Consider the following 24,272-nt stretch of genomic DNA (forward strand, 5'->3'; position numbering starts at 1 on the left):
GCGCCGCGTGCCACGCTGGTGTCATGATCGACGAACCACTGCCCGAAGCCCTCAGCTCCGAGATCAACGCCGTCCTCGATGAGGCCGGGGTGCATGCCGACCGACGGCTGGTGATGCGGATGCTGCGCACCGCGATCCTGCTCGGCGAAGACGGCGCCGACCGCCTCGATCTGAAGATCGCCTCGGCGGCTCTGGCCGAGATGCGCGACGCGTTCCGTCTGTTCGCCCCGTTCCGCGGAGTCCCCAAGGTGACGGTCTTCGGGTCGGCCCGCACCAGGCAGGACGATCCGCTGTACCTCACCGCGCGCGACGTCGCCGCGGCGCTGGCGGGCGACGGCTGGATGGTCGTCACGGGCGCGGGGCCCGGCATCATGCAGGCGGCCTCCGAGGGTGCGGGGCCGGCGCTCTCGCTCGGCGTGTCGATCCGGCTGCCGTTCGAGGAGAAGGCGCAGGGCCTCCTCACCGACAACGATCAGGTCGTCGCGATGAAGTACTTCTTCACTCGCAAGCTGATGCTCATCAAGGAATCGCTCGGCTTCATCTGCCTCCCCGGAGGATTCGGCACCCTGGACGAGATGTTCGAGCTGCTCACCCTGCAGCAGACCGGCAAGGCGGAGCCGACGCCGATCGTGCTCCTGGACCAGCCGGGTGGGACGTTCTGGCAGGGTCTTCGCAGCTTCATCGACGACCACCTCGCACCGACCGGAGTCATCTCGGAAGGCGACTTCGATCGGGTGGTGATCACCGATTCCGTGGAGGCCGCTCGGGCGGAGATCACCGGGTTCTGGCACAACTACGACTCACTGCGCTGGGTCGGCGACGCGCTCGTGCTCCGTCTGCGCGCCGAGCCGACGGATGAAGAGCTCGACGCGCTGAACGAACAGTTCGCCTCGATGCTCTCCTCCGGACGGATCGAGCGGACCGCGCCACGGCAACCCGAGATCGTCGACGACGACCAGCTGGAGCTGCCGCGGCTGATCCTCCATCTCGATCAGCGTCAGGTCGGGAATCTGTTCCGACTGATCGGCGCGATCAACGCGCTTCCTTCTGCTCCCGCTCGATGATGCGGGCCGCGAACCCGTCGAGGTCGACTGTCCGGCCCAGCACCCGTTCCGCGGCTCGGCGCCCCGAGTAGTAGGCGGCCCCGACGGTCGCCGGTTCGTCACCCCAGGTGGCCTCACCCGCGAAGTGCAGGACTCCGTCGACGGGGCCGGCCAGGTCGTCGTGGTCGTGGTGCGTGGACCCGAGGGCGAGGTACGAGTATGAGCCGTTCGAGAACTCGTCGTCGCCCCAGTGCGTGACCCAGTGCGCCCGGGGCTCGCCGACCGCGTCTCCATAGAGGGCGCGGAGCGCGCGCACGACGTCGGCGACCACCTCCTCGTCGGGGAGCTCCTGCATTCGCCGTCCGAACGGTCCGGCGGCGAAGGTCAGCAGGGTGGGCAGCCCGCTGACGGCGGAGACGTCGTACCAGGAATGCCAGTGTTCGCCGGCCTCGCCGAGCGCTCGCAGCACATAGCTGTCCTCGTTCCAGAACCGCTGGTCGAACTGGATGAACACCTTGTTGAAGATCCCCATCCCGAGACGTGAGAGAGGACCGGCCACGGCCTCCGGCAGCGCCGGCTCGAACTCGATCGACCCTGCCTTGAGCGCGCCCAACGGAACCGTCACGACGACCTGATCCGCCGTGAATGCCGTGTCGCCGGCATGGACGGTCACCCCTCCGGTGGAGCGGACGATCTTCGTCGCCGTCGTCTCGAAGCGGATGTCGAGGCCCGCGCCGATGCGTCGAGGAACCTCGTCGTAGCCGTGCGGGAAGATCACCTCGTCACCGTCTATCGCGTCCTCGTCGAGGCCGTGCGCGTCGAGGTCTCCGATCCAGGCCCCGCACTGCTCCTCGACCCGGTGGCGGAAGAACTCGCGGATGTCGTCGATGCGCTCAGGGGTGAGGCCGGAACGATCGAGCGCGCGCTCCGTCACATCCAGATATGTGTCGCCGGGGGAGGAGGTGGCGATCTCGTCGACGAGAAGGCGATCGACCGCGTCGACGTCGTCGATCCATCGAGCGGTGGCATCGGAGCCCATGGGTCTTCCGTCTCCGTCGAAGTTCTCGATGGGCCGCCCGCCGACCTGGAAACTGCCCACCGTGTACTCGATGGTCGGAATCCGAAGCGCCTGGACGAGATCCCACAGCGGCGAACCGTCGATCCCATGGATCCACGAGGCGCCGCGATCCACGGGAAACCCCGCTTCCCGGTCGGTGTGCATCCGGCCACCGATGCGATCGCGTCCTTCGAGGACCACGACCCGATGCCCGGCATCGGCGAGCATCCGGGCGGCGGTGACACCCGATATCCCCGCACCGATCACGATGGTGTCGAACGATCCCATCTGTCCTCCTCGACTTCCGGCGCGGAAAACTGCTGCCGTCGTGGCAGGGGCCGGTTGGCACAGGGTATCGTGGTACGGATGTCGCGCGTGCGAACAGGCGCGACGAGAGCTGAATAGAGAGGCCGTCATGGACATCGAACTGAGTCTTCTGCGAGGGATCGAGAAGGAGAAGGCGATCCCCTTCGACGAACTCGTCGCGATCATCGAGCAGGCGATCCTGACCGCATACTCCAAGCACGTCTCCGACGACGGTGTGACGCCCGAAGGCGTCCGCGTGCACCTGGACCGCAAGACCGGGCACGTCGCGATCCTGCAGGTCGTCCGCGACGAGGAAGATGCCATCATCGGCGAAGAGGATGCGACCCCCGACGACTTCGGTCGCATCGCGGCCTTCGCCGCCAAGCAGGTCATCAGCCAGCGTCTGCGTGACATCGCGGACGACGTGGTGCTCGGAGACTTCAAGGACAAAGAGGGCGACATCGTCGCCGGCGTGATCCAGCAGGGTCCGAACCCGCGCATGATCCACGTCGACCTCGGTGCCGTCGAGGCGATCCTGCCCCCCGAGGAGCAGGTGCCCGGTGAGGAGTACACCCACGGATCACGCCTGCGCGTGTACGTCACCAGCGTCGCCAAGGGTCTCAAGGGACCGCAGATCACGGTGTCCCGCACCCACCCGGGGCTCGTCCGCAAGCTCTTCGCGCTCGAGGTGCCGGAGATCGCCGCCGGTCTCGTCGAGATCGTGGCCCTGGCTCGCGAGGCCGGGCACCGCACGAAGATCGCGGTCAAGGCGAACGACCCGTCGATCAACGCGAAGGGCGCCTGCATCGGCGAGCTCGGACGCCGCGTGCGCGCCGTGACGGAGGAGCTCGCGGGGGAGAAGATCGACATCGTCGACTACGACGCCGATCTGCCCACGTTCGTGGCGCACGCGCTCTCGCCGGCGAAGGTCACGAGCGCCTTCGTGCTCGACGCGAGCACCAAAGCCGTCCGCGCGCTGGTGCCCGACTACCAGCTGTCACTCGCGATCGGCAAGGAGGGTCAGAACGCGCGTCTGGCCGCCAAGCTCACGGGTGCGAAGATCGACATCCAGCCGGACAGCGTCCTCGACTGACCGGCTCCGGCCTTCCGCCTCGCCCGGCGTGCGGGCGAGGCGGGGTGAAACGCAGGTGTAAGATGGAACCCGTACGAACGTGCGTCGGTTGTCGCACGCGTGCTCCCCGCACCGCCCTGCTCAGGGTGGTGGCCCAGAACGACACCCTCATCCCCGATGACCGTGCTGTCCTGCCGGGGCGCGGCGCGTGGGTCCATCCGACTCGGGAATGCATGGATGCCGCTCTGCGGCGCCGCGCATTCGGACGAGCACTGCGCGTATCCACTGAGCTGGACACGCGGATCTTCGAACAGCACCCACCAAGAAACAAAGGCTGAACAGCTATGGAAACAAAGTGAACGGCTCGAAATGAGACCCGTCCGCGACTAGTGGTCTGCCCTGTCTGGGTGGACCGACTCAGACAGGAGAATTGTGGCTGGTAAACCACGCGTACATGAGATCGCCGCCGAACTCGGCGTCGACAGCAAGGTCGCTCTTGCAAAGCTCAAAGAACTCGGCGAGTTCGTGAAGAGCCCCTCTTCGACCATCGAACCGCCGGTGGCGCGCAAGCTGCGCGCGGCGATCGAGGCCGACGGGTCGCTCAAGGGTGCGGCTGAAGCTGCTCCCGCGTCCAAGCCGGCTGCCGCCAAGTCGGCAGCGAAGCCGGGCGCCAAGCCCGGACCCACCCCGGGCCCGAAGCCCGGTCCCAAGCCTGCCCCGGAGGCTCCGGCCCCCGAGGCGCCCGCGCCCGCTGTACCGGCGCCTGCCCCCGTGGCAGAGGCACCTGCAGCAGCGGCAGCGGACGCACCCAAGCCTGCAGAGGGCGGTGCACCGACTCCTGGCGCTCCGCGTCCCGGCAACAACCCGTTCTCCTCCGCGCAGGGGATGGGTCAGCGCCCGGCCGGACCCCGCCCGGGTAACAACCCCTTCGCATCCGCCCAGGGCATGGGCCAGCGCCCGACGCCGGGCAACATCCCGCGTCCGCAGGCTCCGCGCCCCGGTGCACCCCGTCCGGGTGCTCCGCGTCCCGGTTCGCCTCGTCCCGGTGCGCCCCGTAGCGGTGGTGGCGGTCGTCCCGGCGCTCCGTTCCAGCAGCGTCCCGGCGGCCCCGGTCGTCCCGGCGGTGCCGGTGGACCCGGCGGTGCCGGTGGTCCTGGTGCACGTCCCGGCGGTGGCGGCGGTTTCGCCGGTCGTCCCGGTGGCGGTGGCGGTCGTGGCCGTGGTCCCGGCGGTGGTACCGCAGGTGCCTTCGGCAAGGGTGGCGGCAAGAGCAAGCAGCGCAAGTCGCGGCGGGCGAAGCGGCAAGAGTTCGAGATGCGGAGTGCTCCGGTCGTCGGTGGCGTCAACGTCACCCGCGGCAACGGAGAGGTCATCCGCATGCGCCGCGGCGCATCCATCGCGGACTTCGCCGACAAGATCGAGACGCTGACCGGCTACACGGTCCAGCCCGGAACCCTCGTCACCATCCTCTTCAACCTGGGCGAGATGGCCACGGCCACCGAGTCCCTCGATGAGGCGACGTTCGAGGTCCTGGGCGCCGAGCTCGGCTACAAGATCCAGATGGTCTCGCCCGAGGACGAGGACAAGGAGCTCCTCGAGGGCTTCGGTCTCGACCTCGAGGCCGAGCTGGAGGCGGAGAGCGAAGACGACCTCGAGATCCGTCCTCCAGTCGTGACCGTCATGGGTCACGTCGACCACGGTAAGACGCGACTGCTCGACGCGATCCGTCAGACGAACGTCATCGAGGGTGAAGCCGGTGGCATCACCCAGCACATCGGTGCGTACCAGGTCTGGACCGAGCACGAGGGCATCGAGCGGGCCATCACGTTCATCGACACCCCGGGTCACGAGGCGTTCACCGCCATGCGTGCCCGTGGTGCGCAGGTCACCGACCTCGCGATCCTCGTGGTCGCAGCCGACGACGGCATCATGCCGCAGACGGTCGAGGCGCTGAACCACGCGCAGGCGGCGAACGTGCCGATCGTGGTCGCGGTGAACAAGGTGGACAAGCCCGACGCGAACCCGTCGAAGGTGCGTCAGCAGCTCACCGAGTACGGCCTGGTCGCCGAGGAGTTCGGTGGCGACGTCATGTTCGTCGACGTCTCCGCTCGCGCCAACACGGGTATCCAGGAGCTCCTGGACGCCGTGCTGCTCACTGCCGACGCAGGTCTCGATCTGACCGCCAACCCGAACAAGGGTGCCCGCGGTGTCGCGATCGAGGCGAAGCTCGACAAGGGTCGCGGTTCTGTCGCCACCGTGCTGATCCAGTCCGGAACGCTCCGGATCGGTGACGCCATCGTCGCCGGAACGGCCTACGGTCGCGTGCGTGCCATGGCCGACGAGAACGGCGAGCAGGTCCTCGAGGCCTACCCGTCGCGTCCGGTGCAGGTGCAGGGTCTGAACTCCGTGCCGCGTGCCGGTGACGTCTTCATCGTCACCGAGGAAGACCGCATGGCCCGCCAGATCGCTGAGAAGCGTGAAGCAGTCGAGCGCAACGCCCAGCTGGCCAAGGCCCGCAAGCGCATCTCGCTCGAAGACTTCACCCGTGCTCTCGAAGACGGCAAGGTCGAGTCGCTCAACCTCATCATCAAGGGTGACGTCTCCGGTGCCGTCGAGGCGCTGGAGGAGTCGCTCCTCAAGATCGAGGTCGACGACTCGGTGCAGCTGCGCATCATCCACCGCGGCGTCGGTGCGATCACCGAGTCCGACGTGAACCTGGCGACGATCGACAACGCGATCATCGTGGGCTTCAACGTCCGCCCCGACACGAAGGCGCGCGAGCGCGCCGCCCGTGAAGGCGTGGACATCCGTTTCTACTCCGTCATCTACAACGCGATCGACGAGATCGAGAGCTCGCTCAAGGGCATGCTCAAGCCGGAGTACGAAGAGGTCCAGTCGGGTGTCGCCGAGATCCGCGAGGTGTTCCGCTCCTCGAAGTTCGGCAACATCGCCGGTGTCATCGTGCGATCGGGAACGATCACGCGAAACGCCAAGGCTCGTGTCATCCGCGACGGCGTCGTGCTGGCCGATGGTCTCGCCATCGAGTCGCTGCGTCGCTTCAAGGATGACGTCACCGAGGTCCGTACCGACTACGAGGCCGGTATCGGTCTCGGAAAGTACAACGACATCCAGATCGGCGACGAGATCGAGACGACCGAGCTCATCGAGAAGCCTCGCGGCTGATCAATTTCGAAACACCTTCGGGCGTCCTTCGCTCCCGCTCCTCCGGAGCGCGGAGAGGAGGACGCCCTGAGGGTTCCTGGACAGGGAGAGAACAATGGCAGGCGAACGACAGGCCCGACTCGCGGATCGTATCCGCGTGATCCTCGCCGAGCGGCTGGAGAAGGGGCTGCGCGATCCGCGCCTCGGCTTCGTCACCATCACCGACGTCCGTGTGACCGGTGACCTTCAGCACGCATCGGTGTTCTACACGGTGCTGGGCACGGAAGAAGAGCGCATCGCCAGCGGTGCCGCGCTCACTTCGGCGACCGGCATGCTGCGCAGCGAGGTCGGGCGGCAGCTGAGCACCCGTCTGGTGCCCACGCTCGAGTTCATCCCGGATGCCCTCCCGGAGAACGCGGACCATATCGGTGCGCTGCTCCGCGAGGCACAGCAGCGCGATGCCGACGTCGCGAAACTCGCGTCTTCCGCATCTCACGCCGGCGACGCCGATCCGTACCGCACGGAGGACGACCCGGAGTGATCGCCGTTTGATACGCTCGGCTTCGCGGGAACGCTTCCGTGAAGCTGGGGGAACGGCATCGAGGGTACGGGTACGCAGGGGGCTCTCTTCGTCGCGCCCGCCGCGTTGGGCGTGTTGCTGGACGAGCTCCTGGAGCTCGACCTCGGCTGTGTGCCGCACGTGCTCGCCCGTCTCGCTGCCGAGCTGGACGCGGATTCTCCGACGATCCGCGAAGTCGCCGAGCGCCTGTCAGCGGACCAACGCCACGGTCGGCTCCCGCTGCCCAGCCCGCTCCCGCTCGTGCCCTCGATCGTGCGGAGATTCGACGCCACGCAGTTCGATGACAGGGATCGCGAGCTGCTGACGGCGCTCTCCGTCTGCCTGGACGGTGGACTCGACGCCCTCCTCGAGTTCGACGGCAGGTCGGCGGCCGCGATCGCCGCAGCTCCGGTGGGGGAGCACATCCGGGTGCATGCCGGCCACTCGCGCTTCGCCGATCCCCGTCTCTCCATCTGGATCAGAGCCACCACCGGCACCGCAGCCATCGCCGGTGTCCACGAGCGGCTGAGCGCGATCTTCCGCCGTCGGGGTGACCGGGTGAGCGAGGGTTGGCACCGCGCTCGCGCGTCCCTCGAGGCGGCTCCCGAGACCGCGGTCGAGCTGACGGTCATCGCGCGACAGCTCAGTGAGGCCGGCCACCCGGAACGCGCGCTGCTGCTCGCGAGAGAGGCGGCGGAACATGCTGTCGGCGGAGCCCGCGAAGAAGCGCATCTCGTGGCGGGCGCTTCGGCCGTCGGCGCCGGCTTCGCTGCGGAGGCGGTCGCGTGGTTCGGCGGTCTGTACCCGCACGGGGCGGAGCGTCGGCGGCTCCAGGCCCTCGGCGGTCTGTTCGTCGCGCAGGCATTCGAGCAGGGCTCGGTGCCGGAGGTCGACCCGCGAGTGCTGCGCCCGTGCACGGACGACTCCGACGACTGGTGCCACTGGACGAGGGCGGCTGCTCTGGCTGCGGTGTTGTGCGCGGAACGGGGCGATCGGCGCGGGATGCGTGTCTGGCTCGACGCCGTCCGGGAAGGCGCCACGCGGATCGGTGCCGAGCACGAACTCAGGGACCCCGTCGTCGCGCTGAGCTGGCTGATCGCGGGTGAACGCGACATCGGCGCGACCGTAGGCTCCGGGCCGGTGACGGGAGGAATGCTGCGCGCGCTGCAGGCCGCGATGGGCGGGGACGTTGACCTGGGGCTGCGCGTGCTCGCGAGCGGCGGATCGGGGATGCCCGCCGACGCGGATCCGTTCGTTCCGGGATTCGAGCACAGCCCCGTCGTCCAGGCGTATCGCGCGGTCGTCGAGGTTCTGTTGCTGGTGTGGCGTGGCGACATCGGCCTCGCGCGCGACCGGTTGATCCAGGCCGCACTCGTGCTGCCGGTGTCATTGCCACTCGCCGGGTTGGGCGTGGTGCTGGCCAGACGTCTCGACCTCGCCGTGCTCGGTGAACTCGGACCGTACGCCCGATCGCTCACCGAAGGGCTGCCGGCGGGCGCGAGGATCGACCGTCTCGTCGACCGCGGCATCCAGTCGTTTCTCGCCGGTTCATTCGACGACGCTGCAGCCACCATCCGTCTCTGGGCCGATCTCGGATCGGCGCGGACCACCATGACGGTTCCCGCGCTCGACGAGCTGGCGCTCGATCCGGACGGACGCTCGACCCCCGCGCCGTCCATCGAGCCGCCGGAGATCGCCCTCGCGCAGAGTCTGCGCGTCCGGCTGGCGACGGCTGGGGATGGTCGCTGGCGTTCCGAGTGCGTCGAAGTGCGCGAGGAGGCGCGGACGCTCCGCTCCCCGTTCGCGCGGGCGAGGGTGGAGACGATGCTCGGCACCCAGTACGCCATCCGCGACGATCATCCCTCGGCTCGTATCCACCTGGAGCACGCCGAGAGGTTGTTCGAGCTGTGCGGTGCGACGGCATGGGCGCGCACGATCCGCGGACGGCTGGACAGGCTCGATGCCAAGGAGGGGAGCATCGTTCCCACCGTCGATCCGCTGGCGGCGTGTCGAGCCGCATGGTCGCTGCAGCTGACCGCGCGCGAGCTGGAAGTCGCGATGTACGCCGTCGGCGGGGCGGCGAACCGTGACATCGCCGAGATGCTCAATTTCTCGGTCCGTACGGTGGAGGTCCACCTCGGCCGGGTCTTCGCGAAACTCGATGTCCGCAGTCGGGTCGAGCTGACGGTGCTGGCACATCGCACCGACCATCACCTCTGAGCTCGTCAGCGCGGCAGCGAGAGGGCCATCCCGTCGGCTTCGGCGAGACCGTCGGCGATGAGCGAGTCGATCGCCCGGTCGCGCTGACGGGGATCCGGCCACTCCGGGAGCACGAGGTCGAGCGGCACCGCCTCCGGGGACCGATCGCGCAGCAGCCGCAGCACGGCACCGCGTGCCTGTCGATCCGAGCCTTCGTAGGTGGCCTGGCGACGGCGTTCATCCCCGGTGTCCGGCCTGCCGGCTGCCAGCCACGCGCAGCTGTTGGCCAGGGGGCACTGCTCGCATCGCGGTGCCCGCGACGTGCACACGGTCGCGCCGAGCTCCATCATGGCGGCGTTGAACTCCGCGGCGTCGGCCAGTGAGTCGGGCAGGAGGGAGTCCATCAGCTCCAGGTCGCGCCGCGAGGGCGGTGCCGGCTGGGCCCGCCCCTGAACAGCCCTGGCCAGGACGCGCCGAGTGTTCGTGTCGACGACCGGGTGACGGTCGCCGTAAGCGAAGACCGCGACCGCGCGGGCCGTATAGTCGCCGATGCCGGACAGGGCGAGCAGGGCCTCGACGTCGCGCGGCACGATCCCGCCGTGCCGCTCGGTGATCTCGACAGCCGCCCGGAACAACCAGAGCGCGCGACGCGGGTATCCGAGATTGGCCCACTGGTGCACGACTTCCGCGGCCGAGGCAGAGGCCATCGCCGCGGGTGTGGGCCAGCGCGCGAGCCACGCCTCGAGGTGCGGGACGACTCGGGAGACCGGAGTCTGCTGAAGCATGAATTCGCTGACCAGGACGCCCCACGCGCCGAACTCGTCATGGAACTCCGCTCGGCGCCACGGCAGGTCTCGAGCGGTCGATCGATACCACGTCGGCAGGCGCGATACGACATCGGAAGGGGCCTGCGGTCCGGGCATCCCTCCAGCGTACGTGAGCCGTGACCCGTGGTCGGTCCGGCGATTCACGGTGCGGCACCGGGGGCTGCCTCGGACCGGGGGCGCGCGCGTCGTCGGTAGGCTGAGGGGATGGTCTCGCCCGGCATCCTTCTCGTCGACAAGCCCGCTGGGCTGACCAGCCACGACGTGGTCGCCCGCACGCGGCGCGCGTTCGGGACGCGGAAGGTCGGCCATGCGGGGACACTCGATCCGATGGCGACCGGACTCCTCGTCATCGGCATCGAAGGTGCCACCCGGCTGCTGACCTACATCGTCGGCGCGGACAAGACCTACGAGGCGACGATCCGTCTCGGACAGACCACCGGGACGGACGACGCCGAGGGCGAGATCCTCATGACCGCCGAACCCGAGGCATGGAGCGCGGTCACGGATGCCGCGGTCGACGAGGGCATCCTGGCGTTGACCGGAGAGATCTCCCAGGTTCCCAGCTCGGTGTCCGCCATCAAGGTCGACGGACGACGTGCATACGATCGTGTGCGTGCCGGCGAAGAGGTCGTGCTCGCCGCGCGGGACGTCGTCGTGTCTCGCTTCGACGTGTCGGCACGGCGTCAGCAAGACGGTTTTCTCGATCTCGATGTGATCGTCGACTGCTCTTCCGGCACGTACATCCGGTCGCTCGCCCGTGACCTCGGCGCCGCACTCGGTGTCGGCGGACACCTCACCGCGCTGCGGCGCACGCGGGTCGGGCCGTTCGAAGTGACGGATGCCGTCGGTCTCGATGCGCTCGAAGGCGCGCCGACGCTGACTCCAGGCGACGCGGCGGGGCGCATCCTTCCGGTGCTGGAGATGTCCGCGGAAGAAGCACGGGACCTCCGACACGGCAAGCGACTGGGAGGGCAGGCCGCCCGCCTCGCAGACGCTCTCGGTGCCGCGATCGACCCGGACGGCCTTCTGGTGGGCATCGTCGAGAAGCGGGGCGCAGATCTGAAGAGCGCCATGAACATGCCGGAGGGCGACCGATGATCCTGTGGCTCACGATCGCGCAGATCGCAGTCGCCGTCGCTGCCGGGATCTTCTGCATCGTCGCCGGACTGAGTGGTCGGCGACCGAGCGACATCAGCGTCGGGGCGCTCGCCCTCGTGGAGGTGCTGCTCGTCGTCCAGGTGATCGTCGCGATCGTCGCACCGCTCGCCGGCAACCCGCCGACGGGGGACTTGCTCGAGTACTGGGTCTACCTGGTGTCGGCGGTGCTCCTGCCCATCGGAGCCGTACTGTGGGCGCTCATGGAGCGCAGCCGGTGGAGCACGGTGATCCTGGGTGTGGCCGCGCTCGCGATCGCGATCATGCTGTGGCGCATGCAGGTCATCTGGACCGTCCAGATCGCGTGACGCGAGGGGTCGTGGCGGAGTCCGGTGCCCTCCCGCGGCTCTAGGATGGAATGCGCTATGAGCTCCACCGCCCCCTCCACTCGGATGACCGGAATCGGTCGCGTCCTCGTGATCGTCTACGCCGTCATGGCGCTGGCCGCCACAGGCCGCAGCTTCGTGCAGATCGTCCGCCGATTCGACGAGGCACCGCTGGCGTACTCCCTCTCCGCACTCGCTGCGGTCGTCTACATCCTCGCGACACTCGCGCTCGTCCTGGCCCGTCGTCGTGGGTGGTACACCGTCGCCTGGGTCGCGATCGTCTTCGAGCTCACCGGTGTCCTCGTGGTGGGACTGCTGAGCATCCTGATGCCGGCGCTGTTCCAGCACGAGACGGTGTGGTCGCTGTTCGGGCGCGGTTACCTGTTCATCCCGCTGGTCCTCCCGGTGTTCGGAATCTGGTGGCTGCGCACGCACCGCCCCGTGGACGCCGCGATTCCGGCCGAGGTGCACGCGTGATCGTCTTCCGCAGCCCGGAGGAGGTTCCCGGCGGATTCGGCCCGAGCGCCGTCGCCATCGGCAAGTTCGATGGTGTCCACGCCGGTCATCGTGCGGTCATCGAACGGCTGAAGGAAGCCGCCGCCACCACCGGGAGCCGCGCGGTCGCCGTGACCTTCGACCGCAATCCGCTGGCAGTCATCCGGCCGGATCGCTGTCCCGAGAACGTCGTCACGGTCGAGCGCAAGCTCGAGCTGTTGGGCGGCCTCGGGCTCGACGCGACACTCGTGCTCACATTCGACGAGGAGATGGCCGCCCGCAGCGCGGAGGACTTCGTCGTCGACATCCTCGTCGGTGCGCTGCAGGTGTCGACCGTCCTGGTCGGTCAGGACTTCCGCTTCGGGCACCGAGGCGCGGGCACGCCCGAGCTGCTACGCGAACTCGGCCCTCGCTACGGCTTCTCCGTCGAGGTCGTCGACGATGTGTATCTTCCCGGTTCCCCTCGCCGCGTCTCGTCCAGCTGGATCCGAGAGCTGCTGATGGAGGGGGACGTCGCTTCGGCCGCCACGGTGCTCGGGCGCTATCCCGACGTCCGCGGCGAGGTCGTCCACGGCCTCAAGCGCGGGCGGGAGCTGGGGTTCCCCACAGCCAACCTCTCGACCATCGTCGACGCCTTCGTCCCCGCCGACGGGGTGTACGCCGGGTGGCTCGTCGACCACGACACCGGCATCCGTCATCCGTCCGCGATCTCGGTGGGCACGAATCCGACCTTCGACGACGTGCTCGTACGTCAGGTCGAGGCGCACGTGCTGGGGGAGACCGGACTCGACCTGTACGGACACGATGTCACGGTCGAGTTCGTGGCGAGGTTGCGGGGCATGGTCGCCTTCGAGGGCATCGAGAAGCTGATGGAGCAGATGGGTGCGGACGTCACGGACGCTGCTCGGGCTCTCGGCATCACATCCGCATAATCGCCCTGCCACGGTACTTCCCGGTCGTCGTCCGACGACTCGGCGTGGGCGATCTGCAGGACGACCGTCCGATGACATAGAATGGAGTCGGCTCCCGCCGATTCTCACGCTTCTCGCGTGCTTCGACGGGAAGACGACCCACTGTTCGTACGGTCCTGGCTCACGCCACACGCGGACAACGAGAACGGTTCAGGGCTTCATGGGGAAGCCGGAGCCTTCACGCTCAGGAGGAGCATGCCGACTACGGCAACCGCCGCCACGCGGCGCAAGAAGACGTCCCGTCGCGACGATGAGGCACCCCTCATCCCGATCCTCGCGCGCAAGGTGCGCGAGATCGAGGCGAAGTCGCAGCGCGGGAAGCTTGGCCCGACGAACCGGGTGAAGTTCCAGGTGATCGCGTTCCTGGTGCGCGAGGAGCGCGCCAGAGTGAAGGCGGACTCCGAGATCGGTGACCCGGCACGCGCTGAGCTGCTGAAGCGCCTCGACGGTGTGGCCACCATCCTCGCCAAGACGGCCGCGCGCGACACGTCGCTCATCCAGCTGCTCGAGGCCGACCAGGCGACGTCGCCGGTCGCCAAGCGCATGCGACGCGACTGGCTTCTCGAGTCGGGAGCGGAGCTCGCTCCCGAGGAGCTGATCATCGCCGATGCCGCACCCGTTCAGATCTCCACGGTTCCCGCGGCGATCGCCGAGCGACAGGTCACGCCTCCTTCGGTCGAGTCGCGGCAGCTGGCGAACCCGTTCCTCGCTCCGGATCTCACGCCGCGTCCGGCTGCGACCCCGCGCCGCCGCCTCGACGGCTGGGAGCTCATGGGCCCGCTGTACAAGGCGTTCGAGACCGGAGCCGGCGGATCCGCTGCGTCGATGGATCTGCCGCCGGCGCCGGAGTACGACCACATCTCGCCCAAGGGCCTCGAGGTCATGGTGCATCAGTCGCGGTTCCTGGAGGCGGTGAAGGCGGGTCACCGCAGCTTCCTCCTGGCAGACGAGCCCGGCCTCGGCAAGACGGCGCAGTCGGTGCTGGCCGCCTCGGTGGCCGGTGCGTACCCGCTGCTCGTCGTCGTGCCCAACGTCGTGAAGATGAACTGGGCGCGTGAGGTCGAGCGGTGGACGCCGCAGCGCCGCGCCACGGTCATCCAGGGCGACGGCACCGACATCGACGCGTTCGCCGACGTGTTCATCGTGAACTACGAGATCCTCGATCGGCACATGTCGTGGCTGGCCTCGATCGGTCTGCGCGGAATGGTCGTCGACGAGGCGCACTTCATCAAGAACCTCTCTTCGCAGCGCTCCCAGAACGTCCTCTCGCTGGCTGCTCAGGTGCGTGAGCGCACGCCGGGGCATGATCCCCTGATGCTCGCCCTCACCGGCACGCCGCTGATCAACGACGTCGAGGACTTCGACGCGATCTGGCGCTTCCTGGGGTGGACTACGGGCGAGAAGCCCGGCCCCGAGCTGATGGAGAAGCTCGACGCCACGGGGTTCACCCCGGCCGACAAGGCGTTCTACCCCGAGGCACGCGACGCCGTCATCTCGATGGGCATCGTCCGACGCAAGAAGAAGGACGTCGCCGCCGATCTGCCGGACAAGCTGATCGCCGACCTGCCGGTGCAGCTCGACGACGAGTTCGGACGGAGCATCCGCCAGGCCGAACGCGAACTCGGCGAGCGGCTCGCGGCTCGGTACCGTCGCATCATCGAGGCCCGCGGAGACCGTGGACTGGCGCCCGGGGAGATCGACGAGGACATCGTCCGCCTCGTCGCCCAGAACGAGCTCGACGAGTCGAAGGCCGCGGGCACCGGAGGAGACAACGTCTTCACGATGGTCCGCCGAATCGGCCAGGCCAAGGCGCAGCTCGCGGCGGACTATGCAGCGCAGCTGCAGCGGTCTGTCGGCAAGGTCGTCTTCTTCGCGAAGCACATCGACGTGATGGACCGTGCGGAGGCGCACTTCGCCGCCGTGGGCATCCGGTCGGTGTCGATCCGCGGAGACCAGACCTCGACGACTCGCCAGCAGGCGATCGACGACTTCAACAGCGACCCTTCCGTGGGGATCGCGGTCTGCTCGCTCACCGCGGCCGGCGTCGGTCTGAACCTGCAGGCGGCGTCGAACGTCGTCCTCGCAGAGCTGTCCTGGACGGCGGCCGAACAGACTCAGGCGATCGACCGCGTGCACCGCATCGGTCAGGACGAGCCGGTCACGGCGTGGCGGATCATCGCCGCGCACACGATCGACACCAAGATCGCTGAGCTGATCGACCAGAAGCAGGGCCTCGCGGCACGCGCGCTCGACGGTGAGGCCGTCGAGGAGTCGGCCGCAGAGCCGGTGCAGCTGGCGGCGTTGATGCACCTGCTGCGTCAGGCTCTGGGCGCGGCATAGGCGCGAAGAACTCCGGTTCTTAACGTCGGTTTCGCCTCTTCGGCGTTCGGGATCAAGAAGTTCGTCGAGATCGACGGATTGCGGTGTCAAGATCGACGGTTTTCGTCGGCTTCGAATGGCGCCCGGGTACGTGGGGCGCTAGTGTCGATCGAAGGCAGCGTCGCCTCTTTCCCCCATCTCCCGAACGTCTGAAGGCACCAGCATGAAGATCGGCATCCTGACGAGCGGCGGCGACTGCCCCGGACTCAACGCGGTCATCCGCGGCATCGTGCTCAAGGGCACCACCACGTACGACCTGGAGTTCGTCGGCATCCGTGACGGATGGCGGGGGCTGGTCGACGGGGACTTCATGCCGCTCACGCGCCACGAGGTGAAGGGCCTGTCCAAGGTCGGCGGCACGATCCTCGGCACCAGCCGCACGAACCCCTACGAGGGCGAGCGCGGGGGAGCGGAGAACATCGCCAAGACCCTCTACGGGCACAAGATCGACGGCATCATCGCGATCGGCGGCGAAGGCACTCTCGCCGCGGCCGACCGTCTCGCGAAGGACGGCATCAAGGTCATCGGCGTCCCCAAGACGATCGACAACGACCTGCAGGCGACGGACTACTCGTTCGGCTTCGACACGGCGGTGAACATCGCCACGGATGCGATGGACAGGCTTCGCACCACGGGCGACTCCCACCAGCGGTGCATGGTCGCCGAGGTCATGGGACGCCACGTCGGCTGGATCGCCCTGCACGCCGGTATGGCCGCCGGCGCCCACGTGATCTGCATCCCCGAGGTGCCGATGTCGATCGACGACATCACCGAGCTCGTGACCAGCGCCCACGACCGCGGCCGCGCGCCCCTGGTCGTCGTCTCCGAAGGCTTCAAGCTCCTCGGAATGGACGAGGCGTACAGCGACAAGGGGCTCGACGCCTTCAACCGGCCGCGGCTCGGTGGCATCGGCGATCTGCTCGCTCCCGAGATCGAGCGCATCACGGGTATCGAGACGCGCGCCACGATCCTCGGCCACATCCAGCGCGGTGGTTCCCCGTCGGCGTTCGACAGGGTCCTCGCGACGCGACTCGGCCTCCATGCCGCGGACGCGCTCGTCGACGGAGCCTGGGGCCAGATGGTGGCGATGCAGGGCACCGACATCGTCAGGGTGCCGTTCGCCGATGCGCTGGGCGAGCTGAACACAGTCCCGCGCTACCGCTACGACGAGGCCGCCGCACTCTTCGGCTGAGACTTCCGCTCGACGAGCCCGCCCGTTCGAACGGGCGGGCTTCGTCGTCGCGTCTCAGGCCTCGGCGAGGCCGAGGGTGTCGAGCAGCCAGGCGAGCTCGAAGGCGCGCTCCCGCCATGAGTTGTAGCGGCCGCTCACGCCGCCGTGCCCGGCGACCATCTCGCACTTGAGGAGCACGTCGGAGGCACCGGCCTCGCGCAGACGTGCGACCCACTTCGCCGGCTCCACGTAGAGCACGCGGGTGTCATTGAGTGATGTCACCGCGAGGATGCGGGGGTACTGGACGCCGTCGCGGACGTTCTCGTACGGCGAGTACGACTTCATGTACTCGTAGACGTCGGCGTCGTGGAGAGGATCGCCCCATTCGTCCCACTCGATCACGGTGAGGGGCAGCGAAGGGTCGAGGATCGTCGTCAGAGCGTCGACGAACGGAACTCCGGCGAGGATTCCGGCGAAGAGTTCGGGGGCGAGGTTGGCGACGGCGCCCATCAGCAGTCCGCCCGCGCTGCCGCCCTCGGCGACCAGTCGGCTCGGCGTGGTGACACCGGTCGCGACCAGGTGCTCACCGCAGGAGACGAAGTCCGTGAAGGTGTTGCGCTTGCTGAGCAGCTTCCCGTCTTCGTACCACTGGCGGCCCATCTCGCCGCCGCCGCGCACGTGAGCGACCGCGAAGATCACGCCGCGATCGAGCTCGGAGAGTCGCGCGACCGAGAACCCGGGGTCGATCGAATGCTCGTAGGAACCATAGCCGTAGAGATGCACGGGGCGTGCTCCCGCACCGGGCTCGCCGAATGAGCGCTTCCACACGAGGGAGATCGGCACGCGCACCCCATCGGACGCCGTCGCCCATTCGCGCCGCTGACCGTACTCGTCCGGGTCGTAGCCGCCGAGTACGGTGACCTGCTTGCGCAGCACCAGCTCGCGGTTCGACAGGTCGAGGTCGTACACCGTGCCGGGCGTGACGAACGACGTGTATCCGAGTCGCAGGAAGGGGGAGTGCCACTCCGGGTTCCCGCTCACTCCGGCGGAGTACAGCGGCTCGTCGAAGGGGATCTCGTCGACGGTGTTCGTGGTGTAGTCGAGAAGCCCGACGCGCTCGAGTCCCTCGCTGCGGTACTCGACCGTTGCGAAGTCGCGGAACGCATCCATGCCGAGCAGACGCCTTCCCGCCTCGTGGGCGACGACCCGCCGCCGTTCGCCCTGAGGGTCGGACGCCGCCACCGAGACGAGTTCGAAGTCGAGGGCTCCGTCGTTGTGCAGTATGAAGAGCCTGTCCTCGCCGTCCACCACGGCGTGATCGATGGAGTACTCCACTCCTTCGCGGCGCGGCCACACCAGGCGAGGCGTCGCGGTGAGGTCGCCGGTCAGATCGACGAGGTACTCCTCGCTCGTGATGCTCGAACCGACGCCGACGACGAGGTACCGGCGGCTGCGGGTGATCCCGGCGCCGAGCCAGAACTTCTCGTCGGGTTCGTGGAACAGCTGGACATCGTCCGCGACCGGTGTGCCGAGGCGGTGCAGCCACAGGGTGTCGGGCCGCCAGGCTTCATCTCGGGTCGTGTAGAGGACGCCGGTGCCGTCCGGGGTGAAGGAGGCGCCGCCGGTGTTCGGGATCTCGTCGTCGAGGGTCTCGCCGGAGACGAGGTCGCGCACGTGCACCGTGTACAGCTCGTCGCCTTCGAAGTCGGTCGACCAGAGCAGCTTCGTCGCGTCGTCCGAGGTGTCGAACGCCCCGAGCGAGAAGAACTCGTGCCCGTCGGCCTCGACGTTCCCGTCGAGCAGCACGACCTCGCCGGGAACCGGCACGCCGGCCTCGAGCTTCGGGGGAGTCCAGTCGTCGTGCTCCGCGGCGGCCCGGCAGTGGATGCCGTACTGGGCGCCCTCTTCGGTGCGGCTGTAGTACCACCAGTCTCCGCGCCGGGTGGGAACGGACAGATCGGTCTCCTGCACGCGACTCTTGATCTCCTCGAAGAGGCGCTCGCGCAGGTCGGCCAGGTGCGCCGTCTCGTCGTCGGTGTGGGCGTTCTCCGCCTCGAGGTGCGCGATGACCTCGGCGGAGTCCTTCGCCCGCATCCACTCGTACGGGTCGTCGAATGTGTCACCGTGGTGTGTGCGGAGCGTGGAGCGGCGGGCAGCGAGGGGAGCGTCAGTCACCGTCCCACGCTATCCCAGGTCGAGTTGACCGGCACGGGGGAGGGTGGGAGGATTTAGCGGGGCCGGTTAACGGAAGTCAAACCCACGGTGAACTCTTCGTTCGTCACGTCGATCACGTCGACATCTCCTTCTTCCTCAAACGACCGAAAGCGAACGGTGGAAACCGCAGCCCTCATCGTCGTGCTTGTCATCGCGCTGGCACTCTTCTTCGACTTCACCAACGGCTTTCACGACACGGCGAATGCCATGGCGACGCCGATCGCCACCGGTGCGCTCAAGCCCAAGACCGCCGTCCTCCTCGCCGCCGTCTTGAACCTGGTGGGTGCATTCCTGTCCACCGAGGTCTCCAAGACGATCTCCGGCGGCATCATCCGCGAAGACGCGATCATCTCCGCGGGGGCGGACCTCTTCCTGTCCCTGATCTTCGCGGGCCTGATCGGCGCCATCACCTGGAACATGCTGACCTGGCTCCTGGGCCTTCCGTCGAGCTCATCGCACGCGCTGTTCGGCGGCCTGATCGGCGCGACCCTGGTCGGTGCGGGGCTCGGCGGCATCGACTTCGGCATGGTGCTCTCGAAGATCGTGCTCCCTGCGCTCATCGCCCCCGTCACCGCGGGGCTCATCGCCTTCGCGGCGACGAAGATCGCCTACTCGATCACGCGACGTTACGACGGCAAGCCCGACGGTCGCGACGGTTTCCGCTGGGGGCAGATCTTCACGTCCTCGCTGGTCGCACTCGCGCACGGCACCAACGACGCGCAGAAGACGATGGGTGTCATCACCCTCGCTCTGATCACCATCGGCTGGCAGTCCGGCGTGCACCACGAACCGCAGCTCTGGGTGATCGTCGCCTGCGCCTTCACGATCGCGCTCGGCACGTATCTCGGTGGCTGGCGAATCATCCGCACCCTCGGCAAGGGGCTCACCGATGTGAAGCCCGCGCAGGGCTTCGCGGCGGAGAGCTCGACGGCAGCGACGATCCTGGCCTCCAGTGCGCTCGGCTTCGCGCTCTCGACCACGCAGGTGGCCTCGGGCTCCGTGATCGGCTCCGGTCTCGGTCGCCGAGGCTCCACGGTCCGCTGGCGGACGGCGGGTCGTATCGGCGTCGGCTGGCTGCTCACGCTTCCCGCAGCGGGAGCCGTTGGTGCTCTGGCGGCGCTTCTCGTCGTCTGGCTCGGCAACTGGGGTGTGGCGATCGACGCGGTCATCGCCGTCGTGATCATCCTGGGACTGTTCATGCGTTCGCGCCGCAACGCCGTCACATCCGCGAACGCCATGAGTGACGTCGCCGAATCCGGGATGGCCATCGAGCTCCCGGACACGCCGCCGCCGACGCGTCGTCAGCAGCGTATCGAGCTGGCCAAGGCCGAGGCGAAGGCCCGTGCCGAGGCTCGTGAGAAGGTGAAGGCCCAGGCGAAGAAGGACGCGGAGGCCAAGGCGAAGAAGAAGGCTCAGGCCAAGGCGAGCGTCAAGGGTGCCAAATCCGCCTCCTCATCGAAGAACTCGGATGCGAACCGGAACGGGGACTCGGAATGAACGTCGTCATCGACTGGATCGCGTTCCTCCAGGTGTTCCTCGCAGCACTCATCGGCGCGGCGGCCATCGTCACCTTCTACGCCCTCGGTCTTCGTCTGCTGGTGCGCAGCGGTCGCGCCCCGGTGGTGAGCCCCGCCGAGTTCACGGATGCGATCACCGATCTCCGAGAAGGAGATGAGGCGCGCCGAGAAGCAGGCGGCGAAGGCGGCGCGGAAGAGCCCGCTCACCGAGGGGCAGAAGCGGGTCGCGCTCTTCGGTGCGTACGGATGCTTCGCGCTGTGCGCCGCGGCCGTGGTCGCCGGCATCCTGCTCCTCGTCATCGGGCACTGACCCGACGCCGGCAGGTCGAATGCCGACGCGGGGTCGAGGCCTAGGCTGTTGGCATGTCCGCAGGAACCGGAAACGCGTACTCCTTCGGCCGACATGACCCCGCAAGCCATGTGCTGATCCACGTGAGTGATCCGCACTTCCTCGCAGGGGGAGCGCGGCTCGGTGGGAAGTACGACGTCGAGGCCAATTTCGCCCGAACGCTCGATGCGATCAGATCCGTGCATCCGCATCCGTCGGCGATCGTCGTCACCGGCGACCTCGCCGATCTGGGTGAGCCCGACGCTTATCGCCGGCTGAGGGCTGCCGTCGAGCCGGTGGCGGACGAGCTGGGCGCTCCGCTCATCTGGGTCGCGGGCAACCACGACGAACGCCCGGCACTGCGCGCAGGACTCCTCGATGCGGAGCCGACGGAGGATCCGGTGACGGGCGTCTGGGACCTCGCCGGGCTTCGCCTCATCGCTCTCGACACCAGCGTTCCCGGCTGGCATCACGGCGACCTCGACGAAGAACAGCTGTCCTGGCTCGCCGACGTGCTCGCGGATCCCGCTCCGCACGGCACCCTGCTCGCGATGCACCATCCACCGCTCCCGAGCCATCTGCCGCTCTTCGACATCCTGGAGCTTCGGCATCAGGATGAGCTCGCGGAGGTCATCCGCGGAACCGATGTCCGTGGCATCCTCGCCGGTCACCTGCACTACTCGTCGCAGGGCACCTTCGCCGGCGTCCCGGTGAGTGTCTCGTCGGCCACCTGCTACACGATGAACGTGGCGCGTCCGTCGGCCGAGGTGAACGGCATGGACGCGGCCCAGGCCTTCCAGCTCGTGCACGTGTACCCGGAGACGATCACGCACACGGTGGTGCCGGTGACGCAGGCCGCGACCGGGGACTACTTCTCCGCGGACTGGCTCGAGCGGATGGCGGCGCTCACACCGGAGCAGCGACTCGAGGCGTTCTCCCGCAAGCCCGGCCGGTGAGCGGCGTAGACTGAGAGCATCCCCCACCCTTCTCACCCGCCACGACCCACGAGGATGTGACATGGCTTCTGCCGCGCCTACCCCGACCCGCACCGAGACCGATTCGCTCGGGAGCATGGAGATTCCCGTCGACGCGTACTGGGGGATTCATACTTCCCGCGCCGACGCGAACTTCCCGATCTCGAAACGGCCCATCTCGGTCTATCCGGACCTCGTGGTCGGGCTGGCGATGGTCAAGCAGGCGAGTGCGCGGGCGAACCGCGAGATCGGGGTACTGGACCACGAGCGCGCCGACCTGATCGACCGTGCCGCGCAGCGCGTCATCGACGGCGAGTTCCACGAGCAGTTCACGGTGGGCGTCATCCAGGGTGGCGCGGGTACCTCGACGAACATGAACGCGAACGAGGTCATCACCAACATCGCGCTGGAGTTGGCCGGCCGCGAGAAGGGCGATTACGCCTTCCTGTCGCCGATCGATCACACCAACCGCAGCCAGTCGACCAACGACGTCTACCCGACCGCCGTGAAGATCGGCCTCTCACTGACGCTGCGCTCGCTGCTCGAAGAGCTCGACCTGCTGCGACTGTCGTTCCTCGGCAAGTCCCGCGAGTTCCACGACGTGCTGAAGGTCGGTCGCACCCAGCTGCAGGACGCCGTGCCGATGACTCTCGGCCAGGAGTTCAACGGCTTCGCCACGACTCTCGGCTACGACCACACGCGGCTGACCGAGAACGCCTCGCTCATGTTCGAGATCAACATGGGTGCCACGGCGATCGGCACCGGCATCACCACGCACCCCGGTTACGCCCCCGCCGTGCTCAAGCACCTGCGCGAGATCACGCAGCTCGACCTGCGAACGGCCGGTGACCTCGTCGAGGCCACCAGCGACACCGGCTCGTTCATGTCGTTCTCCTCGACGCTCAAGCGCAACGCGATGAAGCTGTCGAAGATCTGCAACGACCTCCGGCTGCTCTCGTCCGGCCCGCAGGCGGGCTTCGGCGAGATCAACCTGCCTGCGATGCAGGCCGGATCCAGCATCATGCCCGGCAAGGTGAACCCGGTCATCCCCGAGGTCGTGAACCAGGTCGCGTTCGCCGTCGCGGGCGCCGACATGACGGTGACGATGGCCGCCGAGGCGGGCCAGCTCCAGCTGAACGCGTTCGAGCCGGTCATCGCGCATTCGATCTTCCAGTCGATCACGTGGATGCGCCAGGCGATGTGGACGCTGCGCGTCAACTGTGTCGACGGCATCACCGCCAACCGCGATCGTCTCGGCGCGATGGTCGGTGCATCGGTCGGCGTCATCACCGCCCTGACGCCGTTCATCGGCTACGCGGCCGCTGCGGCGCTCGCGAAGACCGCGCTCCTGACGAACCGGAGCGTCGCGGACCTGGTCGTCGAGGCCGGTCTGATGTCGCGCGACGAGGTCGTCAAGCAGCTCTCGCCCGCTCGTCTGTCCGGGCTCGAGACGATCACCGCGGCGATCCCGGTGATCTCGCCGGAGGACCGCATCGAGGTCTGACCCACCCGCGAAGGCAAGAGGGGGATGGATGCCGCGGCATCCATCCCCCTCTTCGTGCGTCGAGCTGCTCAGTCGGTGATGCGGCAGTGCGTCGTGAGCTCGCCGATGCCGTCGATTCCGACGGTCACGGTGGAGTGGTCGCGCAGGAAGATCTGTGGATCCCGCGAATACCCGGCGCCACCGGGGCTGCCCGTCGAGATGAGGGTTCCGGGCAGCAACGTGAGTGACTGCGAGAGGTGCGCGATCAGCGTGGCGACGGAGCGCACCATCTGGTCCGTGCTGGCGTCCTGAACCGTGTGGCCGTCCACGACCGCCCAGATATGCAGATCCTGCGGGTCGGAGATCTCATCCGCGGTCACCGCGAACGGTCCGGTCGGGGTGAATCCGTCGAATGACTTGCATCGCGACCACTGTGCCTCCGAGAACTGGATGTTCCTGGCGGTGATGTCGTTCACCACGGTGTAGCCCCAGACGTGCGAGAGAGCATCCGCCTCGCTGACGTCCTTGGCGGGGGTTCCGATGAGCACGCCGAGCTCGGCCTCGTAGTCGACGGCCTCGCTGAGGGATCGCGGCCAGGAGGTGGTCTGTTCGTGTCCGGTGAGCGAATTCGGCCACAGCGTGAACACGGTCGGTGCCGCATCGGTCTTCAAGCCCAGCTCGCTGGAGTGCGCCGCATAGTTGAGCCCGACGGCGAGCACCGCCGGGGGAGCGATCACGGCGGAGGAGAACGCCCAGTCGCCGAGCGGATGGCGCTCCGCGTCTGCGGCGGCCAGCGCGGCGCGCAGTCGCTCGAGGAGAGGGGCCCCTCCCTCGATCAGCTGCTGCAGCGTGGCAGGGGCGTCGTTCAGGAGATCAGAGACGAGGATGGCGTCCGAGTCCTGCACCACGGCGAGAACCGTGCGCGGGGAGTCAGGACGGCGCAGGTGAGCGAACCGCATGGTTCTACGCTACCGGCTGCCGGGCGACGAGCGGGTGGAGGACTCAGCCATACCCGAGGCGTCTCTCTTGTTCCC

19 protein-coding genes and 1 pseudogene are annotated in these 24,272 nt (G+C 68.2%); 16 read left to right on the forward strand and 4 right to left on the reverse strand.

The features are described 5' to 3' along the window. Positions 1 to 23: 23 nt before the first annotated feature. Positions 24 to 1,064, forward strand: coding sequence for a TIGR00730 family Rossman fold protein (locus CQ034_RS01995; protein WP_105710329.1), 1,041 nt, complete (start codon positions 24 to 26; stop codon positions 1,062 to 1,064). Here CQ034_RS01995 and CQ034_RS02000 read toward each other — a convergent pair. Further along, positions 1,033 to 2,388 (reverse strand): FAD-dependent oxidoreductase, encoded by a 1,356-nt coding sequence (locus tag CQ034_RS02000; RefSeq protein ID WP_105709752.1) that lies wholly within the window; start codon positions 2,386 to 2,388, stop codon positions 1,033 to 1,035. The two genes, CQ034_RS01995 and CQ034_RS02000, sit on opposite strands and share 32 nt — an antisense overlap. A gap of 127 nt (positions 2,389 to 2,515) precedes the next feature. Between CQ034_RS02000 and nusA the strand changes: the two genes are divergently transcribed. The 5 genes from nusA (at position 2,516) to CQ034_RS02025 (ending at position 9,419) form a co-directional block, all read left to right on the forward strand. Next, a complete protein-coding gene (nusA, locus tag CQ034_RS02005; RefSeq protein WP_029263669.1) occupies positions 2,516 to 3,499 on the forward strand; it encodes a transcription termination factor NusA in 984 nt (327 codons plus the stop codon). A 62-nt stretch (positions 3,500 to 3,561) separates the two neighbouring features. Further along, positions 3,562 to 3,816 carry a YlxR family protein gene (locus tag CQ034_RS02010; protein ID WP_105709753.1) on the forward strand — a complete coding sequence of 85 codons (255 nt, stop codon included), beginning with the start codon at positions 3,562 to 3,564 and terminating at the stop codon, positions 3,814 to 3,816. A 94-nt stretch (positions 3,817 to 3,910) separates the two neighbouring features. Then, on the forward strand, positions 3,911 to 6,661 hold the full coding sequence (gene infB / locus CQ034_RS02015) for a translation initiation factor IF-2 (RefSeq protein WP_105709754.1): 2,751 nt from the start codon (positions 3,911 to 3,913) through the stop codon (positions 6,659 to 6,661). A 94-nt stretch (positions 6,662 to 6,755) separates the two neighbouring features. Further along, positions 6,756 to 7,181, forward strand: coding sequence for a 30S ribosome-binding factor RbfA (gene rbfA / locus CQ034_RS02020; protein ID WP_105709755.1), 426 nt, complete (start codon positions 6,756 to 6,758; stop codon positions 7,179 to 7,181). 114 nt (positions 7,182 to 7,295) lie between these two features. Next, on the forward strand, positions 7,296 to 9,419 hold the full coding sequence (locus CQ034_RS02025) for a response regulator transcription factor (RefSeq protein ID WP_219860753.1): 2,124 nt from the start codon (positions 7,296 to 7,298) through the stop codon (positions 9,417 to 9,419). 5 nt (positions 9,420 to 9,424) lie between these two features. Here the strand turns inward: CQ034_RS02025 and CQ034_RS02030 are convergent, their stop codons facing one another. Next, positions 9,425 to 10,321, reverse strand: a complete 897-nt coding sequence (locus CQ034_RS02030; RefSeq protein WP_105709757.1) for an A/G-specific adenine glycosylase — start codon at positions 10,319 to 10,321, stop codon at positions 9,425 to 9,427. A 108-nt stretch (positions 10,322 to 10,429) separates the two neighbouring features. On the opposite strand from CQ034_RS02030, the gene truB reads away from it, so the two are divergent. The 6 genes from truB (at position 10,430) to CQ034_RS02060 (ending at position 16,743) form a co-directional block, all read left to right on the forward strand. Next, positions 10,430 to 11,323 carry a tRNA pseudouridine(55) synthase TruB gene (truB, locus tag CQ034_RS02035; RefSeq protein WP_105709758.1) on the forward strand — a complete coding sequence of 298 codons (894 nt, stop codon included), beginning with the start codon at positions 10,430 to 10,432 and terminating at the stop codon, positions 11,321 to 11,323. Beyond that, positions 11,320 to 11,688 carry a hypothetical protein gene (locus CQ034_RS02040; RefSeq protein WP_105709759.1) on the forward strand — a complete coding sequence of 123 codons (369 nt, stop codon included), beginning with the start codon at positions 11,320 to 11,322 and terminating at the stop codon, positions 11,686 to 11,688. The genes truB and CQ034_RS02040 overlap by 4 nt, the downstream gene beginning before the upstream one ends. Positions 11,689 to 11,745: 57 nt before the next feature. After that, positions 11,746 to 12,183, forward strand: coding sequence for a hypothetical protein (locus tag CQ034_RS02045; protein WP_258133965.1), 438 nt, complete (start codon positions 11,746 to 11,748; stop codon positions 12,181 to 12,183). Next, on the forward strand, positions 12,180 to 13,133 hold the full coding sequence (locus CQ034_RS02050; RefSeq protein WP_105709761.1) for a bifunctional riboflavin kinase/FAD synthetase: 954 nt from the start codon (positions 12,180 to 12,182) through the stop codon (positions 13,131 to 13,133). The genes CQ034_RS02045 and CQ034_RS02050 overlap by 4 nt, the downstream gene beginning before the upstream one ends. A gap of 234 nt (positions 13,134 to 13,367) precedes the next feature. Beyond that, a complete protein-coding gene (locus CQ034_RS02055) occupies positions 13,368 to 15,512 on the forward strand; it encodes a DEAD/DEAH box helicase (RefSeq protein ID WP_105709762.1) in 2,145 nt (714 codons plus the stop codon). Positions 15,513 to 15,714: 202 nt separating this feature from the next. Further along, positions 15,715 to 16,743: a 6-phosphofructokinase gene (locus CQ034_RS02060; protein WP_029263659.1), complete on the forward strand. Its 1,029-nt coding sequence runs from the start codon at positions 15,715 to 15,717 to the stop codon at positions 16,741 to 16,743. A gap of 54 nt (positions 16,744 to 16,797) precedes the next feature. Here the strand turns inward: CQ034_RS02060 and CQ034_RS02065 are convergent, their stop codons facing one another. Beyond that, entirely contained in the window at positions 16,798 to 18,897 is a 2,100-nt protein-coding gene (locus CQ034_RS02065) for a S9 family peptidase (RefSeq protein ID WP_105709763.1), read from the reverse strand. A 156-nt stretch (positions 18,898 to 19,053) separates the two neighbouring features. On the opposite strand from CQ034_RS02065, the gene CQ034_RS02070 reads away from it, so the two are divergent. The 4 genes and pseudogenes from CQ034_RS02070 to CQ034_RS02085 all read left to right on the forward strand — a co-directional run bounded on the left by CQ034_RS02070 (position 19,054) and on the right by CQ034_RS02085 (position 23,259). Continuing rightward, complete coding sequence (locus tag CQ034_RS02070) at positions 19,054 to 20,433, forward strand: inorganic phosphate transporter (RefSeq protein ID WP_105709764.1); 1,380 nt, start codon at positions 19,054 to 19,056, stop codon at positions 20,431 to 20,433. Then, positions 20,430 to 20,763: pseudogene (locus tag CQ034_RS02075) on the forward strand (peptidase). Before CQ034_RS02070 ends, CQ034_RS02075 begins: the two are co-directional and overlap by 4 nt. Before the next feature lie 53 nt (positions 20,764 to 20,816). After that, positions 20,817 to 21,737: a phosphodiesterase gene (locus CQ034_RS02080; protein WP_105709765.1), complete on the forward strand. Its 921-nt coding sequence runs from the start codon at positions 20,817 to 20,819 to the stop codon at positions 21,735 to 21,737. A 61-nt stretch (positions 21,738 to 21,798) separates the two neighbouring features. After that, complete coding sequence (locus CQ034_RS02085; RefSeq protein WP_029263654.1) at positions 21,799 to 23,259, forward strand: aspartate ammonia-lyase; 1,461 nt, start codon at positions 21,799 to 21,801, stop codon at positions 23,257 to 23,259. Positions 23,260 to 23,327: 68 nt separating this feature from the next. Here CQ034_RS02085 and CQ034_RS02090 read toward each other — a convergent pair whose 3' ends face one another. Continuing rightward, positions 23,328 to 24,197: a fumarylacetoacetate hydrolase family protein gene (locus CQ034_RS02090; protein WP_105709766.1), complete on the reverse strand. Its 870-nt coding sequence runs from the start codon at positions 24,195 to 24,197 to the stop codon at positions 23,328 to 23,330. Between the last annotated feature and the right edge of the window lie 75 nt (positions 24,198 to 24,272).

The sequence above is a fragment of the Microbacterium sp. MYb45 genome (assembly GCF_002979655.1).
In the GTDB taxonomy this organism is placed as follows: Bacteria; Actinomycetota; Actinomycetes; order Actinomycetales; family Microbacteriaceae; genus Microbacterium.

Excerpts from the sequence above, each read along its gene's own strand:
- nusA (WP_029263669.1), top strand. The coding sequence starts at position 2,516 with ATGGACATCGAACTGAGTCTTCTGCGAGGGATCGAGAAGGAGAAGGCG.
- truB (WP_105709758.1), top strand. The coding sequence starts at position 10,430 with ATGGTCTCGCCCGGCATCCTTCTCGTCGACAAGCCCGCTGGGCTGACC.
- CQ034_RS02045 (WP_258133965.1), top strand. The coding sequence starts at position 11,746 with ATGAGCTCCACCGCCCCCTCCACTCGGATGACCGGAATCGGTCGCGTC.
- CQ034_RS02080 (WP_105709765.1), top strand. The coding sequence starts at position 20,817 with ATGTCCGCAGGAACCGGAAACGCGTACTCCTTCGGCCGACATGACCCC.
- CQ034_RS02085 (WP_029263654.1), top strand. The coding sequence starts at position 21,799 with ATGGCTTCTGCCGCGCCTACCCCGACCCGCACCGAGACCGATTCGCTC.
- CQ034_RS02000 (WP_105709752.1), bottom strand. The coding sequence starts at position 2,388 with ATGGGATCGTTCGACACCATCGTGATCGGTGCGGGGATATCGGGTGTC.
- CQ034_RS02090 (WP_105709766.1), bottom strand. The coding sequence starts at position 24,197 with ATGCGGTTCGCTCACCTGCGCCGTCCTGACTCCCCGCGCACGGTTCTC.
- CQ034_RS01995 (WP_105710329.1), top strand. The coding sequence starts at position 24 with ATGATCGACGAACCACTGCCCGAAGCCCTCAGCTCCGAGATCAACGCC.
- rbfA (WP_105709755.1), top strand. The coding sequence starts at position 6,756 with ATGGCAGGCGAACGACAGGCCCGACTCGCGGATCGTATCCGCGTGATC.
- CQ034_RS02030 (WP_105709757.1), bottom strand. The coding sequence starts at position 10,321 with ATGCCCGGACCGCAGGCCCCTTCCGATGTCGTATCGCGCCTGCCGACG.
- CQ034_RS02040 (WP_105709759.1), top strand. The coding sequence starts at position 11,320 with ATGATCCTGTGGCTCACGATCGCGCAGATCGCAGTCGCCGTCGCTGCC.
- CQ034_RS02010 (WP_105709753.1), top strand. The coding sequence starts at position 3,562 with ATGGAACCCGTACGAACGTGCGTCGGTTGTCGCACGCGTGCTCCCCGC.
- CQ034_RS02055 (WP_105709762.1), top strand. The coding sequence starts at position 13,368 with ATGCCGACTACGGCAACCGCCGCCACGCGGCGCAAGAAGACGTCCCGT.
- CQ034_RS02060 (WP_029263659.1), top strand. The coding sequence starts at position 15,715 with ATGAAGATCGGCATCCTGACGAGCGGCGGCGACTGCCCCGGACTCAAC.